Source organism: Pseudomonas sp. ADAK13, from assembly GCF_012935715.1.
GTDB lineage: Bacteria > Pseudomonadota > Gammaproteobacteria > Pseudomonadales > Pseudomonadaceae > Aquipseudomonas.
The window spans coordinates 5409755-5427150 of the sequence record NZ_CP052860.1 but is presented as its reverse complement, the minus strand read 5'-3'; the positions used below and the strand labels follow the sequence as shown (position 1 = coordinate 5427150).

General features: G+C 62.4%; 13 protein-coding genes. 9 read left to right on the top strand and 4 right to left on the bottom strand.

Translation table 11 applies throughout. The features are described 5' to 3' along the window. Nucleotides 1–171 precede the first annotated feature (171 nt). The 3 genes from HKK54_RS25015 to HKK54_RS25005 all read left to right on the top strand — a co-directional run bounded on the left by HKK54_RS25015 (nt 172) and on the right by HKK54_RS25005 (nt 2825). The gene (locus HKK54_RS25015; RefSeq protein WP_169388173.1) at nt 172–1098 is read left to right on the top strand and encodes a class I SAM-dependent methyltransferase; all 927 of its coding nucleotides are present in this window, start codon (nt 172–174) and stop codon (nt 1096–1098) included. A 148-nt stretch (nt 1099–1246) separates the two neighbouring features. Continuing rightward, nucleotides 1247–1966, top strand: coding sequence for a phosphatidylcholine synthase (gene pcsA, locus HKK54_RS25010; protein WP_169388172.1), 720 nt, complete (start codon nt 1247–1249; stop codon nt 1964–1966). Between the two features lie 79 nt (nt 1967–2045). Then, nucleotides 2046–2825 (top strand): TSUP family transporter, encoded by a 780-nt coding sequence (locus HKK54_RS25005; RefSeq protein WP_169388171.1) that lies wholly within the window; start codon nt 2046–2048, stop codon nt 2823–2825. Here HKK54_RS25005 and nudC read toward each other — a convergent pair. From nudC to HKK54_RS24985, 4 genes are all read right to left on the bottom strand, one after another. Further along, on the bottom strand, nt 2793–3626 hold the full coding sequence (gene nudC / locus HKK54_RS25000; RefSeq protein ID WP_169388170.1) for an NAD(+) diphosphatase: 834 nt from the start codon (nt 3624–3626) through the stop codon (nt 2793–2795). The two genes, HKK54_RS25005 and nudC, sit on opposite strands and share 33 nt — an antisense overlap. A 6-nt stretch (nt 3627–3632) precedes the next feature. Next, entirely contained in the window at nt 3633–4445 is an 813-nt protein-coding gene (locus HKK54_RS24995) for a crotonase/enoyl-CoA hydratase family protein (protein ID WP_010165577.1), read from the bottom strand. 223 nt (nt 4446–4668) lie between these two features. Then, nucleotides 4669–5964, bottom strand: coding sequence for an ATP-binding protein (locus HKK54_RS24990; RefSeq protein ID WP_169388169.1), 1296 nt, complete (start codon nt 5962–5964; stop codon nt 4669–4671). Nucleotides 5965–5967: 3 nt separating this feature from the next. Beyond that, nucleotides 5968–6669: a response regulator transcription factor gene (locus tag HKK54_RS24985; RefSeq protein WP_010165572.1), complete on the bottom strand. Its 702-nt coding sequence runs from the start codon at nt 6667–6669 to the stop codon at nt 5968–5970. 191 nt (nt 6670–6860) lie between these two features. On the opposite strand from HKK54_RS24985, the gene HKK54_RS24980 reads away from it, so the two are divergent. The 6 genes from HKK54_RS24980 to HKK54_RS24955 all read left to right on the top strand — a co-directional run bounded on the left by HKK54_RS24980 (nt 6861) and on the right by HKK54_RS24955 (nt 17271). Further along, nucleotides 6861–8018: an efflux RND transporter periplasmic adaptor subunit gene (locus HKK54_RS24980; RefSeq protein WP_169388168.1), complete on the top strand. Its 1158-nt coding sequence runs from the start codon at nt 6861–6863 to the stop codon at nt 8016–8018. A gap of 17 nt (nt 8019–8035) precedes the next feature. Then, nucleotides 8036–11134: an efflux RND transporter permease subunit gene (locus HKK54_RS24975; RefSeq protein WP_169388167.1), complete on the top strand. Its 3099-nt coding sequence runs from the start codon at nt 8036–8038 to the stop codon at nt 11132–11134. A 53-nt stretch (nt 11135–11187) separates the two neighbouring features. Next, a complete protein-coding gene (locus HKK54_RS24970) occupies nt 11188–11829 on the top strand; it encodes a DUF1345 domain-containing protein (protein ID WP_169388166.1) in 642 nt (213 codons plus the stop codon). A gap of 75 nt (nt 11830–11904) precedes the next feature. After that, a complete protein-coding gene (locus HKK54_RS24965; protein WP_169388165.1) occupies nt 11905–12744 on the top strand; it encodes an AraC family transcriptional regulator in 840 nt (279 codons plus the stop codon). A 54-nt stretch (nt 12745–12798) separates the two neighbouring features. Next, complete coding sequence (locus HKK54_RS24960) at nt 12799–13398, top strand: LysE family translocator (protein WP_169388164.1); 600 nt, start codon at nt 12799–12801, stop codon at nt 13396–13398. 138 nt (nt 13399–13536) lie between these two features. Next, nucleotides 13537–17271 (top strand): hypothetical protein, encoded by a 3735-nt coding sequence (locus HKK54_RS24955; RefSeq protein ID WP_169388163.1) that lies wholly within the window; start codon nt 13537–13539, stop codon nt 17269–17271. Nucleotides 17272–17396: the final 125 nt, after the last annotated feature.

Here is a 17396-nt window from a genome sequence, read left to right as displayed (position 1 = left end):
TCCAGTTTATGTCGGTGTCAGGGGATTTTTTGACTGTTGTAAGCCGTCGCGCGAACCGTTTTGAGCACAAATCACTGCCAATCGACAGATTCAGAGCACGTTGTGCTTCAACTCCCGGACAGCCCGCAATTGTGTTTAAAATGCCGCCCGCTCAATGACCGACGTTGCCCGATGACCCCAGACGCACTCGCTACCCTGCACGCCCATTTGCTGACCGCCCTGCACACCGTTCCCACGGAGACCCGGCGCCTGTTTCACGGGCGTGGCCGCTGCTGGCCGGGCCTGGAACAGCTGACGGTGGACTGGCTGCAAGGTGTGGTGCTGGTCTCGCTGTTCAAGGAACCCGAAGCTTCGGGACTTGAGGCGTTAAAACAGATGCTGGTGCAGTTCGATTGGTCGTCCTATGGCGCGCATACCGTGGCGCTGCAACACCGCTACTTGCCGCAAAGCACCACCGAATGGCTGTTGGGCGAGGCGGTCGACGAACTGACCATCACCGAAGGCGGCCTGCGCTACCTGATCGACCTGGGCAAAAAGCAGAACAGCGGGCTGTTCCTCGACATGCGCTACGGGCGCAACTGGGTGCGGGAACAGGCTCAAGGCCAGCGCGTGCTGAACCTGTTTGCCTACACCTGCGGGTTCTCCGTCGCCGCCATCGAAGGCGGCGCCGAGCACGTGGTGAACCTGGACATGGCCCGGGGTGCCTTGAGCCGTGGCCGCGACAATCACCGCCTGAATGGCCATGACCTGAGCCAGGTGACCTTCCTCGGCCACGACCTGTTCAAGTCCTGGGCCAAAGTCACCCACAGCGGCCCGTATGACCTGGTGATCATCGACCCGCCTTCCTTCCAGAAAGGCAGCTTCCTGCTGACCAAGGACTACCAGCGGGTGCTGCGCCGCCTGCCGGATTTGCTCACGGCACAGGGCACGGTGCTGGCGTGCATGAATGACCCGGCCTTCGGCGAAGACTTCCTGATCGACGGCGTAACCCGCGAAGCGCCTGGCCTGCGCTTTGACCGGCGGCTGGAAAACCCGCCGGAATTTCCCGATATCGATCCGCAAAGCGGATTAAAGGCACTGGTGTTCCGTCAAGGCTGATGCCGAAACGTCTTACGCTTGCTACGCTTAACCTACGCCGGGTGGTGAACCTTATCCCACCCTTCCCGGTCGATACTTGCACACTCTGGCCAGATTCGACGGTGTCACCCCGTCGGCTGCCCTGTTTCACCATTTGGAGAACGCCCCTGTGATATCGACCCTGCATGTAGCCCGTCTCAAGGCCTGGGGCGCCCATGGTTTTACCGCCACCGGCGTGGTGCTGGCCTTCCTGGCCACTCTGGCACTGCTCGACAACCAGCCCAAGGCTTGCCTGCTGTGGCTGGGGCTGGCCCTGATCGTCGACGGGGTAGATGGCTCGCTCGCGCGACGGGTGAATGTGCAGACGGTGCTGCCAAGCTTTGATGGCTCGGTGCTGGACCTGGTGATTGATTACCTGACGTACGTCTTTATCCCGGCATTGTTTATCTATCGCTATATCGCCTTGCCGGACTTCACCCCACTGTTTACGGTGTCGGTGATCCTGGTGTCGTCGCTGTTCTGCTTCTGCAACGTGAATATGAAGAGCAAGGACAATTACTTCCAGGGCTTCCCGGCGGCCTGGAACGTGGTTGCGCTGTGCGTCTACATCATCCAGCCGGCTGCCTGGATCACCCTGTTGACTGTCATCGCCCTGGCGTTGCTGACGGTCACGCCGATGAAGTTCCTGCACCCGTTCCGGGTCAAGCGCTTCATGCCGAGCAATATTGCGGTAACGACCATTTGGTTGCTGTGCAGCCTGCTGCTGGTGATCGACTTCCCGTACACCAATCGGCTGACGATGGGGCTGTGGTTGCTGATGTCGGCGTACTTCCTGGGAATCTGCATCTGGCGCACCGGCATGGAATGGTGGGAGAAGCGTCACGCCTGATACCCACACCTGAGGGTTATGGGTAAGATACCGGCCTTTCGCGCAGCCCTTTCTGCGCCTTGCCGACTAAGTCTTGCCCATGCCCTTCGAACTCAGCGTTGACCTCACCACCCTGGCGATCCTCGCCGTTGTTGCCTTCATCGCCGGTTTCATCGACGCCATCGCCGGCGGTGGCGGCCTGCTGACCACGCCTGCCCTGCTGACCGCCGGCATGCCGCCGCACCTGGTGCTGGGCACCAACAAACTCAGTTCCACCTTCGGCTCGGCCACCGCCAGCTTTACCTTCTATCGCCGCAAGCTGTTTCATCCACGCCAGTGGGTGCACGCCATCGTCGGCACGCTGATCGGCGCACTCACCGGCGCAGTCGTCGCCCATTACCTGCCCGCCGAAACCCTGAACAAGATGCTCCCGGTGATTGTATTCGGCTGCGGTTTGTATTTGCTGTTCGGCGGCACGCCCAAGGCGGCGCTGGATAACGACGCGCCGATCAAGAAGAAATGGCAATCCACCCAAGGCTTTGGCCTGGGTTTCTACGACGGCGTGGCCGGCCCGGGCACCGGGGCGTTCTGGACCGTGAGTACCATGCTGCTGCACCCCATCGACCTGGTAAAAGCCAGCGGCGTGGCGCGCAGCATGAACTTCGTCAGCAACGCGGCGGCGCTGACGGTGTTCATCTTCAATGGTTCGGTGGACTGGATTGTCGGCCTGTGCATGGGCGTTTCGGTGATGTGCGGTGCATTCTTTGGCGCACGCAGCGCAATCAGCGGCGGCGCCAAGTTCATTCGCCCGGTGTTCATCACCGTGGTGCTTGGCCTGACGGTGCGCCTAGCCTGGCAGCACTGGTTCAGCGTGGCCTAAACGACGGGCCAGGTAGAGGTCGATCAGGTAGCGCGCAATCGAGCGGGACGCCGGCAACGGCGGCAGCTCATGGATGTTGAACCACTGCGCGTCTTCGATCTCGTCGGCCTGGGGCACGATATCGCCACCGGCGTACTCGGCGTGAAAGCCCAGCATCATCGAGTGCGGGAACGGCCAGCACTGGCTGCCCATGTACTGGATGTTCTTGACCTCCACCTGCACTTCTTCACGCACCTCGCGAATCAGGCAGTCTTCGGCAGACTCACCCGGCTCGGCAAACCCTGCCAGGGTGCTGTAGACCCCCGTGACAAAGCGCGGCGAGCGGGCCAGCAGGATCTCGTCGCCACGGGTCACCAGCACGATCATGCTCGGCGAGATACGCGGGTAGCTGCGCAGGTCACAGGCCTGGCAGAACATCGCCCGCTCCCGTGGCACCTGCACCATCGCCTGGCCACAACTGCCGCAAAACCGGTGTTCCCGGGCCCAGGTGCCGATTTGCGCGGCATAGCCCAGCACTTTGTACAGGGTATGATCGCCTTGCAGCATGAACGCCCGCAGGCCCTGCCAGGCACAGCCCGGCACATCGGCGGGGCTGTTGAGTTCCAGCAGGTACACCGGTTCGCCGTCCAGATGGCCGATGCCATGCTCGGCAAACACCGACAGGTCCTGGCGCTTGAGCCATTCCCGGGGGAACAGCGGGCCGTTCTGGTCGTGCAAAAAGCCTTCGCGGCTGCGGGCCACGGCCCAGCCGCCCGGGGCGTCGTTGTCCAGCAGCGTTGTGGTAATCCAGCCTGGGGTCATGTTCAGTCAATCCACGAATTCGGGTTTCTGCTTGCTCATATGGGCCGCGATGGCCACGCGCAGGTCGTTGGATTGCAACATAGCTGAGTTCCAGGTGGCAACGTATTCCAGACCATCATTGATGCTGTGGTCACGCATGTAGCTGATCATCGCCTTGGTGCCGGTGACCGCGATCGGGGATTTGGCGGCGATTTCCCGGGCGATGTCCATCACGCCGGCCAGCAGGCTCTCGTGATCGCTGTACACCCGATTCACCAGGCCGATGCTGCGCGCCTCTTCTGCGCCGAACTGGCGGCCGGTGTAAGCCAGCTCACGGAGCATGCCGTCACCGACGATGCGCGGCAGGCGTTGCAGGGTGCCGACGTCGGCGGCCATGCCGATGTCGATTTCCTTGATGGAGAATTGCGCATCTTCGGCGGCGTAGCGCATGTCACAGGCGCTGATCAGGTCGATGGCACCGCCGATGCAGTAACCGTGGATCGCCGCGAGTACCGGCTTGCGGCAGTTGTCGACGGCGTTGAACGAGGCTTGCAGTTCGAGGATCTTGCGCCGCAGCAGGCGCGCGTTGCGACCTACGTCCTTGCCGAATTCATTGGCCACCGAGGCCAGCATCATCAGGTCGATGCCGGAAGAAAAATGCTTGCCGGCACCGCTGATGACCACCGCACGCACGGCGTCGGTGTCTTCGACCCATTGGAAGATGTCGATGATCTCGGTCCAGAACGCCGCGTTCATGGCGTTGATCTTTTCCGGTCGGTTGAGCTGCACATGGGCGACGTTGCCGCTGAGTTCGACGACAAACGCTTGGTATTCGGACATGGCAGTGATCCTTGACTGGCAGCTGGGATAAGGGCCGAACTATATCAAGGGTGTGTGACGGCGGGTAAGGCTGTGCATCGGCCAAAAACAGGACTGAAGAACAGTGAAGATCAAATGTGGGAGCTGGCTTGCCTGCGATGGCGGTGTATCAGTCAACAAAGATGCAAGCTGACCCACCGCTATCGCAGGCAAGCCAGCTCCCACAATGGTTTTGTGGTGTTCTTCAGCTCGGCAGCCACAGCCGGAACCGTGCGCCGCCCAATGGCGAGCCCTGGGCTGTCAATGTTCCGCCCTGGGCTTCAAGCGCCCGCCGACTGATGGCCAATCCCAGGCCAAAACCGCCGGTGGCCCGGTCACGGCTGCGATCCAGCCGGTAGAACGGCTCGAAAATCCGCTCCCGCTGGTCAACCGGAATGCCGATGCCGTCATCGTCCACCCAAATCTCGCAGCCCTTGGGGCACACCTTCACCCCCACCTGAATTCGTCGCTCGCAATACCGCATGGCGTTGCGCAGCAGGTTTTGCAGGGCTCGGGCGGTCAGGCGCGGGTCCAGGGTGAAGCGCTCCACGGCGCAGTCGAGCACCACATCCATGACGATATCGGGGTTTTCCAGTTCATCGTCGACGCTGCCGAGGATGCTGTCGATAAACTCATCCAGCACCACTTCCACCCGCTCCGGCGTCTGTGCCGGGTTTTGCAGGCGGCTGTAGGACAGCAACTCCAGCACCAGTTCGTCCAGTTCACGAATATGTGCCACCAGGCCTTGCAGGCGTTCGCGGCTGGCGGCCGGCAACTCATCGGACAGCGCCAGGGCCAGGCCGAAATCCAGGCGCGTGAGTGGCGTGCGCAGTTCATGGGAGACCGCGTTGAGCAAGTCCCGTTGCTGGTTGAGCAGTTGCTCGATGTCATTGGCCATGGTGTCGAACACCGCCGCCAGGCTGCCGATGTTGGAGCTGGAGGGAATCTTCGTGCGGGCCGCAAGGTTGCCCTGGCCGAGTTGCGCCGCCGTGCTTTTCAGGCGTTCCAGGTCGCGCCAGTGGGGCCGTAGCCAGACCAGCAGACACGCCAGCAGCGCCGCGCCGATCAGCACGTTCATGCTCCAGTACAGCAGGTTCATGTCCAGCGGGTCCGGCGGTACCGAGACCTTGACCACCAACTGGTCGTCCAGGGGCGAGCTGACGTCGTCTGCCCAGCCCCACTCGCCCAGGCGAATCACCATCTGGTCTTTTTCCAGCAGGCGTTGTTCTTCCGGGGTGTAGCTGGCGTCCTGGATGCGCAGCAGTTGCACCTTGAGCGGCGCGAAATCCGCCGCCAGGCGCACGGTGACGTTGGCCCACTGCTCCATCGGCACCCGTTGGTACTCCTTGACGATCAGGCTCTGCATGCCTCGGGACTGCTCGATGTTGTAGCTCATGTAACGGTGTTCAAACAGCTGGATCACCGCCCGCGGCACCAGGTAGATCGCGGCGGCAAAGGTGACGATGGTGATCAGGTACAGGCGAATCAGGACGCGAAACATGGCTCAGCATTCCCACTCGGAACGGCTGAACAGGTAGCCCTTGCCCCACACGGTCTTGATCTTGCGCGCTTCACCGGCGTGGTCGTCGAACTTGCGCCGCAGCTTGGAAATCGCCACGTCCACCGAGCGGTCGGTGCCGTTGAATTCGATACCCCGCAGGCGTTGCAGGATCTGGTCGCGGCTGAGCACTTCGCCGGCATGCCGGGCCAGCACCACCAGCAGGTTGTATTCACCGCTGGACAGCTCCACCGCCTGGTCGCGCCAGGTCACGGTGCGCTCCGACAGGTCGATGCACAGGTTGCCCATCAGGATCTGGTCGTTGGCCACCTGGGGTTCGGTGAGGCTGCTGCGGCGCAGCAGGGTCCGAACACGGGCGAGCAGCACCCGGGGCTCACAGGGTTTGGTGACGTAATCGTCGGCGCCCATTTCCAGGCCCAGCACCTGGTCGTGGCTGTCGTCACGAGCGGTGAGCATCAGGATCGGCAGCGTGGCCGAATCGGCCCGCAGCAACCGGCAGACTTGCAGGCCGTCGAGGCCCGGCAGCATCAGGTCGAGGATGACCAGGTCCGGTGGGTTGAGTCGCGCGCGCTCACGCACGTGGTCGCCCCGGCTGAGCACACTGACGTGGTAGCCGTTGCGTTCCAGATAACTGGCGATCAATTCGGAGAGCGCTGCGTCGTCTTCCACCAGGAGAATGTTGGGCATTAAGGGTGTTTCCAGATGATTCGTTTTCGAGTCGCACAGGTCATTGTGCTAGGTTCGGCAGCCATAAAGGATATACGCCCCCGCGCATCTGTGGGCTGCACCTTACATTTCTTCACACACCACCTACAGAGCTTCACAGCACTGTGGCGGGGGCGCCCGTAGGATGCGCCAGTCAATATTGGGATATGAGCATGTCGAAGAATCTGTTTGCGCCGTTTTGCCTGTTGGCCCTGACACTGGCGCTGAGCGCGTGTGGCAAGTCCGCGGACGAAGCCGCCGAGGCACCATTGGCCAAGGTGCGGATCGAAACCCTTGAAGCCAAGCCCCTGTCCATCACCAGCGAGCTGAGCGGGCGGATTGCCGCGCCGCGCATCGCCGAAGTGCGCGCCCGGGTGGCCGGCGTGGTGTTACAGCGGGTGTTCAAGGAAGGTCACGACGTGAAACAGGGCGATGTGCTGTTCCGGATTGACCCTGCGCCGTTCAAGGCCGACCTCGACAGCGCCCAGGCCAGCCTGCGCAAGGCCGAGGCCAATGCGTTCCAGGCGCGCCTGCAAGAGCAGCGCTACAGCCAATTGGTGGAAGGCAACGCCATCAGCGGCCAGGAATACGACAACGCCCGCGCCGCCGCCCGGCAAACCGCCGCCGACGTGGCCGCCAACCGGGCCGCGGTGCAGCGCGCCAAATTGAACCTGGGTTATGCCACCGTCACCGCGCCGATTTCCGGGCGCATCGGCCGCGCGCTGGTGACCGAAGGCGCACTGGTGGGGCAGAACGAAGCCACGCCGATGGCGCTGATCCAGCAACTGGACCCGATCCACGCCGACCTGACCCAATCCACCCGCGAGCTGAATGACCTGCGCCGGGCCTTCCGCGCCGGCCACTTGAAGCAGGTCGGCCAGGACCAGGCCAAGGCCACGCTGATTCAGGATGACGGCAGCCTGTACCCGTTGCCGGGCAAGCTGCTGTTCGCCGAGATCAGCGTCGACCCGGGCACCGGGCAGATCATCTTGCGCAGCGAGTTCCCCAACCCGGACCTCGACCTGCTGCCCGGCAGCTTTATCCGCGTACGCCTGGAGCAAGCCGTCGACCAGCAAGGCATCAGCGTGCCGCAACGGGCGATCACCCGCGACAGTGCCGGGATTCCCATGGTGTTGCTGCTGGACGCCGAGCAAACCGTGAGCCAGCAACCGGTGGAACTGGGTTCGGTGGTGAATGACCGCTGGGTCGTGACCAGCGGCCTCAAGGCCGGTGACCGTATCGTCGTCGAAGGCCTGCAACACGCCCGCCCGGGCGAGAAAGTCCAGGTTGACGACAGCACCGCGCCTCTCGCCCAGGCATCCGGCCAGTAACAAAGGGATAGTTCACAATGCCGCAGTTCTTTATTGACCGCCCGATCTTCGCCTGGGTGGTCGCCCTGTTTATCCTGCTGGCTGGCGCCCTCGCCATCCCGCAGTTGCCCGTGGCGCAATACCCCAACGTCGCGCCGCCGAAAGTCGAGATCTACGCGGTGTACCCGGGCGCCTCGGCGCAGACCCTGGACGAAAGTGTGGTCAGCCTGATCGAGCAGGAGCTTAACGGCGCCGATCACTTGCTGTATTTCGAGTCCCAGAGCAGCCTCGGTTCGGCCACCATTACTGCAACCTTCCAGCCGGGCACCGACCCGGAGATGGCCCAGGTGGACGTGCAAAACCGTCTCAAGGCGGTGGAGCCACGCCTGCCTCAGGCGGTGACCCAGCAGGGCCTGCAGGTGGAGAAAGTCTCCGCCGGCTTCCTGCTGCTGGTGACCCTGACCTCCAGCGACGGCAAGCTGGATGACGTGGCGCTCAGCGATTACCTGGCGCGCAACGTGATGAACGAACTCAAGCGCCTGGACGGTGTGGGCAAGGCCCAGCTATACGGCGCCGAGCGGGCGATGCGGATCTGGATCGACCCGCAGAAGCTGATCGGTTTCAACCTGACCCCGGCCGACGTCAATGCCGCCATCGCCGCGCAGAACGCCCAGGTGTCGGCTGGCAGCATCGGTGATTTGCCGGGCACCAAGACCCAGGAAATCACCGCGTCGATTCTGGTGAAAGGCCAGCTCTCGACGCCGGCCGAATTTGCCGACATCGTGCTCAAGGCCAATCCGGACGGTTCTACCGTGCGTGTCGGTGACGTGGCGCGGGTGGAAATCGGCAGCCAGGAATATCAGTTCTCCACCCGCCTGAACGGCAAGCCGTCCACCGCCGTCAGCGTGCAGCTGTCCCCCGGCGCCAACGCCTTGAGCACTGCGACCCTGGTGCGGGCGAAGATGGACGAACTGGCGCGCTACTTTCCGGCCAACGTCGAATACAAGATCCCGTACGACACTTCGCCGTTCGTGAAGGTCTCGATCACCAAGGTGGTGTACACCCTGGGCGAGGCGATGTTGCTGGTGTTTGCGGTGATGTTCCTGTTCCTGCAGAACATCCGCTACACGTTGATCCCGACGCTGGTGGTGCCGATCGCGTTGATGGGCACGTTTGCGACGATGCTGTTGCTGGGCTTCTCGATCAACGTGCTGACCATGTTCGGCATGGTGTTGGCCATCGGCATCCTGGTGGACGATGCGATTGTGGTGGTGGAGAACGTCGAGCGGATCATGGTCACCGAGGGCCTGTCGCCCAAGGAAGCCACGCGCAAAGCCATGGGCCAGATCACCGGGGCGATTGTCGGCATCACGCTGGTGCTGGTGGCGGTGTTCCTGCCGATGGCGTTCATGCCGGGTTCGGTGGGCGTGATCTACCAGCAGTTCTCGCTGTCGATGGCCACCTCGATCCTGTTCTCGGCGTTCCTCGCCCTGACCTTGACCCCGGCGCTGTGCGCCACCTTGCTCAAGCCGATTGCCAAGGGCGAGCACCATGAGAAAGGCGGGTTCTTCGGCTGGTTCAACCGGCGCTTCGAGCAGTTCACCGACCGCTATGAAGGCTGGGTGGCGTATGCCCTTAAGCGCAGCGGCCGCTACCTGCTGATCTACCTGGTGCTGGTGGTCGGCCTGGGCGTGTTGTTCAGTCGTCTGCCCTCCTCGTTCCTGCCGGTGGAAGACCAGGGTTACACCATCACCGATATCCAGCTGCCGCCGGGTGCGAGCAAGAACCGCACGGTGCAGGTGGCCGAGCAGATCGAGGCGCACAACGCCGGCGAGCCGGGCGTGGGCGATACCACGATGATCATGGGCTTCAGCTTCTCCGGTTCGGGGCAGAACGCGGCACTGGCGTTTACCACGCTCAAGGACTGGTCGGAGCGCAGCAGCCAGGATTCCGCCGCCGCCATTGCAGACCGTGCCAACGCGGCCTTCAGCGAGCTGAAGGACGCGATTGCCTATGCGATCCTGCCGCCGCCGGTGGATGGCCTGGGCACCTCCAGCGGTTTCGAGTTCCGCCTGCAAGACCGTGGCGGCGTCGGCCATGCCGCGCTGATGGAAGCCCGTACCGAACTGCTGGCCGCCGCCGAGAAAAGCCCGATCCTGGCCAACGTGCGTGAAAGCGCCCTGGCCGAGGCGCCTCAGGTGCAACTGGAAGTGGACCGCAAGCAAGCCAACGCCCTGGGCATTTCCTTTGCCGACATCGGCAATGTGCTGTCCTCGGCCATCGGGTCGGCCTATATCAATGACTTCCCCAACCAGGGCCGCATGCAGCGGGTGGTGGTGCAGGCCGAAGGCGATCAGCGCAGCCAGGTGGCCGACCTGATGAAGATCCATGTGCGTAACAACGCCGGGAAGATGGTGCCGCTGTCGGCCTTCGTTGAAGCGCGCTGGATCCAGGGCCCGGCCCAGTTGACCCGCTACAACGGTTACCCGGCCATCGCGATTTCCGGTGAGTCGGCGCCCGGCCACAGCACCGGCGAGGCAATGGAGGAGATCCAGCGGCTGGTCAGCCAACTGCCCACCGGCCTGGGCCAGGAGTGGACCGGCCTGTCGTTGCAGGAGCGTTTGTCCGGTTCCCAGGCGCCGCTATTGCTCGGCTTGTCGCTGCTGATCGTGTTCCTGTGCCTGGCGGCGCTGTACGAGAGCTGGTCGATTCCAACCTCGGTGTTGCTGGTGGTGCCGCTTGGCGTGCTCGGTGCGGTGTTGGCCGTGAGTTTGCGCGGGATGCCCAACGATGTGTTCTTCAAGGTCGGCCTGATTACGATTATTGGCCTGTCGGCGAAGAACGCGATCCTGATCATCGAGTTTGCCAAGGACCTGTATGACCAGGGCGAAGACCTGATCGATGCAACGCTCAAGGCGGCACGCCTGCGTCTGCGGCCGATCATCATGACGTCCCTGGCGTTTATCCTCGGCGTGGTGCCGTTGGCGATTGCCACGGGTGCCAGCTCGGCCAGCCAGCAGGCCATCGGCACCGGGGTGATCGGCGGGATGATTACCGCGACGCTGGCGGTGGTGTTTGTGCCGGTGTTCTTCGTGGTGGTGATGAAGCTGGTGAAGAAGCGCCACAAAGACAGCTGAACAAAGGACTCAGGTGGGCTAAGGTAATGCAAACCCTGGCCCATCGAGTTCCCATGCCCTTCCTCGCCCGCACCCACCCTCGCCTGTCCTGCGCCGCCGTCCTGGGCCTGGCGGTGGGCCTCCTGGCTCCGGCCGATACACTCATCAGCAAAATCCTCATCGGCTGGAATGCCGGGGTCTGGACCTACCTGGTGCTGATGCTGTGGCTCACCAGCCATTCCCGCGCCGACGACGTAAAGCGTATCGCCGAGATCGAAGACGAGAACGCCAGCCTGGTGCTGTTCATGGTGTGCATAGCGGCGATTGCCAGCCTGGCGACCATTACCTTTGAACTGGTGGGCAGCAAGGACCTGAGCAGTACCGAGCGCCTGTTGCACTACGGGTTTACCGGCCTGACGGTGATCGGTTCATGGCTGCTGATCGGGGTGATTTTCAGCGTGCATTACGCGCGCCTGTATTACACCTGGGACGGCCCCGAGCCGGCGCTGCGCTTTGCCGAGGATTTGCGCACACCCAATTACTGGGACTTTCTGTACTTCTCGTTCACCATCGGTGTGGCGGTGCAAACCGCGGACGTCGGCGTGGCCACCCGCGGCCTGCGCAAGGTGGTGCTGGGGCAATCGTTGATCGGCTTCCTGTTCAACACCGCGATCCTGGGGTTCTCGATCAACGTCGCCGCCGGGTTGTTCGGCTGAGGCTGCACAAACCTTCTAGACGCCACCCGGCGCTGCGGCGCTAACTGGCGACAACCTATTCGTTATCGGTGCGTTATGACCGCCCACAACTGGATCGACCTGGCTCAAGACGCCGACACCGGCATCGAGACCCTGCGCGCGCATTTCGAGGGCCACGCCTACGACCCGCACTGGCACGACAGTTTCCTGGTGGGCGTTACCGAGCAAGGCGTGCAGCAATTCAACTGTCGCCGGGCCCGCCATCACAGCACACCCGGGCAAGTGTTTTTGTTGGAACCGGGCGAAATCCATGACGGCGACGCCCCCACCGTCGAGGGTTTCACCTACCGCATGCTGTACCTCGATCCGCATTGGCTCGAGCGCGAAGTGTCGGCCGTGTTCGAGGAAGCGCCGCTCAACAGTCAACTGAGCGTTGCCAGCACGCTGACCACTGATCCACGCCTGGCACAGGCCACCAGCCTCGCCTTCCATAGCCTGCACCACGGCGAACTGCGTATCGTGCGCCAAAGCGCCCTCGACCAACTGCTGGAGCGCCTCACCGGCCAGTTGCAGTGGCGCCAGCGCTATCGCGAAGACCCACGCTTGCCGCTGGTGGCCCACAAGGCCCGGGAATACCTGCACGCCCACCTGCATCAGGACATCGGCATGGACGAACTGGCACTGGCCACCGGTGTCGACCGCTTCCGCCTGACCCGCGCCTTCAAAAGCGCGTTCGGATTGCCGCCTCACGCTTACCTGGTACAACTGCGTCTGGCCCGAGCCCGACATTTGCTGGCCAGGGGTGAACAGCCAGCCGACGTAGCGACAAGCCTGGGATTTTCCGACCAAAGCCATCTGGGCCGCTGGTTCGTGCGAGCCTATGGCCTCACACCGGCTACGTACCGCAAGCGCTGCTCAAATCTTCCAGACAGATAACCACGCCCTTGTGAAGATCGACGCCATTGATCTGCTCATTGGAGTCGCGTTGTCATGTTCCCTACCCTGCTGCCATTTCTGTTGTTCGCCTTTGTCGCCTCCATCACCCCCGGCCCCACCAACATCCTGGTGCTGAGCAACAGTGCCCGCTATGGCCTCAAGGCTGCCTTGCCGATCATTCTCGGGGCCTGTACGGGGGCGGCGGGAATCGTGTTGCTGGTTGGCTCGGGGTTCGGCCAATCCCTGGCACAACTGCCCAAGGTGCAGGCCACCCTTCAATGGGCCGGCATCCTTTGGCTGAGCTACCTGTCGTGGAAAATATTCAGCGCTCCGACCGAGACCATCGACCCTGGCGTCACGCAACAGCGCCTGGGTCTGACGGGCGCCGCCAGCCTGCAATTGCTCAACCCCAAGACCTGGATGATGGCGTTGGCTGTCGTCAGTGTCTTTGCCGGCAACGGCAGCGATCGTCAGAGTCACGTGGTGTACCTGTCCCTGGCCTTCTTTATTGTTTCCCTGCCCTGCCTGGGTGTGTGGGCATTGCTGGGGGCCGGCTCGGGTCGCGTGTTTCGCTCGGCAAAGGCGATGCAGTGCTTTAACCGCTGCATGGCCTTGTTGTTATTCGGTTCAACCTGGCTGAGTGCGTGGATGTAACTGACGGTGCCGGCTGAAATCTACCACTCGTCGGCACTGTCATTTCTCACAGCTATCCGCCGGCTTCTTCCGGGTGTTTGATTTTCCTGGCCAGCGCGCCCCGATAACGGCGCGCCTTTCCTCGCCAGGAGAACGCCCATGTCCAGCTCCCCCGCCGATCGCGACGACAGTAACCTGCCCGTCCCGTCGTCCTGCACCGACCTGATTGTCATCCCCTCCACCACGGATCCCGTGGGGACCACCGCCGAAGACCTCGATCCCGCGCCCTTCGTGGCCAATGCGGTCATTTTCCCACCCGGTGACCTGGCAGACATCGGGCTGGGCATACGTCATATCGAACACCTACTGTTCATCACGTTTTGGCCCTGGGCCGCGATCGGTTCGGGCGATTTCTTCGAGTACTACATGGGCGATACACGTTTCGCCAAGGCCGAGGATGAAATTCGCACCGGCGAGGAGACGCAACGCCTTCACCACCTGGCGATCCCCCGTGAGCACGTGCCCTTGGGGGATGTCTACCCCTGCTACGGTCGAGTCGTGCGCCCCACCGGCCGGGAAAGCACCTCGGCCCCCTTGACGATCTTCATCAAGGACACCCGGCCCGGCGGCGCCGACATGGACCCGGACCTGCCCTATCACTCGGCCCTGATCCTGCACCTGCCCGCCGACCTGCAAGGGCCCAGTGCCGTGCTGGATGCCGCCCGGGCCAGTCTGGGGGTGCTGTGTACCATTGAGCGCTATCCGAACATTTTCTTCGAGGACGTCATCGAGCTGTACTGGAACGGCCGCCTGGTGACACTGACGCTGGATGCCGACCATGTGGCCGGGCGCAAGCCCATCGAGGTATTGGTGCCGGGATCCATCGTGGTGGCCGCCGGCAGCGGGCTGGTGACGATTCGTTTCCGGGCACACGACAAGGTATTCAACTATTCCGGCGAGCTGCAGCAGTGGTCCCAAGCCGTGCATCTGGAAACCGACCTGGACCCCAACCTGCTGGAGCGTCCGTATTTTCTGCTGGATGGCGCGGACATCACCGACGTCAATTTCGACACCCAGAGCGCGGGCCCGTTCGAGGTGGAAGTGACTGTGCCCACCCGGCTTCCCAATGGCACCACGACCCCCGCAGGCACTCAGATTCACGTAACGTTGAGCGGCATTCGGGTTGACGGTTCGAGGTTGGTAGAGGCGCTGCCACCCTTCGCGGCCCGGCTGGGTCGCTCCGCGTTTACCGACGTGAACAAAGACTTTATCAAACAACTGATCAACGGCACGCTGCAAATCAGCTATGAACTGCGTACGGCGGCAGGCGACTTCCTGGGCACCTCACGCCGGTTGACGGTCACCGTATTTGGTACCGAATCCAGCATGCCGGCAGTGGACATCCGCGAGGCGGAAAGCGGCTTGGTCGACCCCGCCCGGCCCTACATTACCGTGGACTTTCCGGCGTACATCCCTTACGGCGAAGACTATCCCGTGACCCTGCGCATGGAGGCCACGCGGCCCGGCGGCAGCGTGGAAGTCTATGAACAAACCCTGCTGGCGGGCGCTCCACCACCACCGACACGTTTTCGGATTGTGAACAACAGCGACTTCCAACGCTTTGTCGGCTTAGGCGATGTTCGGGTGTTTTACCTGGTGGAGGACGGCGTGGTCAGCCCGCCGGGCCGCCGCTCCGACGACCTGCTGGTGCAATTTGGTCCGCGGGTGGCCACGCTGCCCAAACCCGATATGAGCGGGCTTGACCTGCTCGACAACCTTGACCCCGACACGGTGATCGGCCAGGTGATTGTCACCCTGCCCGATACCGGCACACGGGACGGCGACGTCCTTGTCTGGCGCTTGTTGGGCAGTGCCGTCGGCGGCTCCACGGGGGGCAGCATCGAACTCAATCCCAGCACCGCAGGCAGTCCCGTGTCATTCCCGGTGGACAAGGCCTTTATCGACGCCAACCGCGATGGCGAGATGCGCCTGAGCTATTCCCGGGAACGGGCAGGCGCCGAACCCCTGCGCTCCGAGGTGCGGGTCATCACCGTGGGGGCATCGCTGGGTGACCTGATCCGGCCCGAAATAAAAGAAGCCTCTCGCTCGCCTGACCAATTGACACCCGAAGCGGTGACGGCCGGCGCAACCCTCGTCGTGAGCTTCCCGCAGATGCTCCCCACCGACCGCATCCGCGCCACCTGGAGCGGCATTGCGGGTATCGGCACCTGGAGTGAAACCAAGGACGGCAACACCCGCAAGAGTGTCGAGTACACCGTGCCGGCCGAAGTGGTCGGGGTCAATATTGCCGCCGGCGGACGGGACATCAACGTGCAGTACTTCCTGATCCGGGGCGGTACCCAGGAGATCCCGTCACGCATCCTGACCGTGCGCCTGCTGCCTCTGATCACCACGCCGACTCCGACCATCGAAGGGTTCGGCACGTCGATGCTGGACGTCTCCCGGCTGGTCGGCCACGAACGCACGGCGATCAACGTCTGGCACTTTATCCATCGCGCCCAACGGATTTGGCTGGAATATTCCGGCCAACTCGCGGCGGGCGGGAATTACGTCGAGTCGACCTACACGGCCGACCTGGTGAACGCCAGCGCCGAGACCAACGGCATCCTGGCACCGACGCCGGTGGTTAATCTGCGCAGGCTCAGGGACGGTTCCGACTTGTGGATCAGGGCCTGGGTCAGCTTTGAGCGCAGCACCAACAAGGCCAACGCGGTGCTGTTCCGGGAGCGTCACTACGTCATCCAGGCGTTTCCCAGCTCGCTGCCCCATCCGTTTATCGGCGGCGCTTCGGGCACCGGGCCGAGCGTGACGGTGGAGCCCCTGGCGCTCGAAAATACGGCCCAGGTGAGCGTGAAATACGACGGCATGCGCAGCACCGACAAGATCACCCTGCGCTGGATCTATGCGGATGCCAACGTGTACAGCGCCGAGCTGAATGGCAATGACAGCGGCACGCGGGTGTTCACCATCGGCAATACGGTACTGGCCCGCAGTGTCAACAGCACGGTGCTGTTGAATTACTCGGTGGTGCGCGTCGGGGTGACTGACCCTGTTCCTTCTGCGACGCAGACGGTACGGGTCAACACGATTTCTGCCGCGAGCTTGGATAATCCGCGGATCAACAACGTGGCCAACAACGGGACGCTGGATATCAGCGGCCTGACAACGGCCAGTCGGCTGACCGTTGCACCCTGGAAGTTGCAGTATTCGGGGATGAAGCTCTGGATGACATTCCAGTGTCCTGGGGCTTCGCCGGCGACTTATGTCGCCTGGGCCGCTCAGCCCCATAACTCGACGTCAGGGCTTGACGTGGCACTGCCGCAAGCCTGGCTGAACTGGCTGAAAACCTGCCCGAACGGGGCGCAGTTGTCGATCGAGTTCAAAGTGGGGTATGCCAATAACAGCACCGAGGCGCAGGCGGTGAGTTTTCCGGTGACGCGGTATACCGTGATGAAGCAAATCGTGATTGTAGAGCACACCAACTTCGATGATCGAACCTCGAATGGCTGGGTCCAGACAAACGCCGTCCTCCCTGGTTATCGTTCTTATAACGGAGGTCTATTCTGGGAGCTTAAATCGAACCGCGAAAGAGGTCTAACAGTATCTAAAACCTTCTCGACTTCTCAGCTACCTCCAGGACAGTACGAACTCGCCATCGAATTTCTCACCAATGGGCCTGCGAATCTGCGAGCGGGTCCTGAATCACCGTACGACATTGACATACCGTTACCTGACACTGGTGCCTGGATGCAAAAAATCAGTGTCGCCTTTAGCCGAAAAGACACCAGAAGTTTCTCAATTACGTTTTCCGCGCACATTCCCGGATATACCGTCACCTTGGGTCTTAACGATATAAAAATAAGCACAACGTAGAGGTGTTGAAAGATCGGCAACCAAGAACCGGCAGAAGGGGCAGTTCTATTTAGCAATAGACTGTCCCTCTTTTCAGGTTCCCTGTACCTGATACCAACCACTCGTCGGCACTGTCATTTCTCACA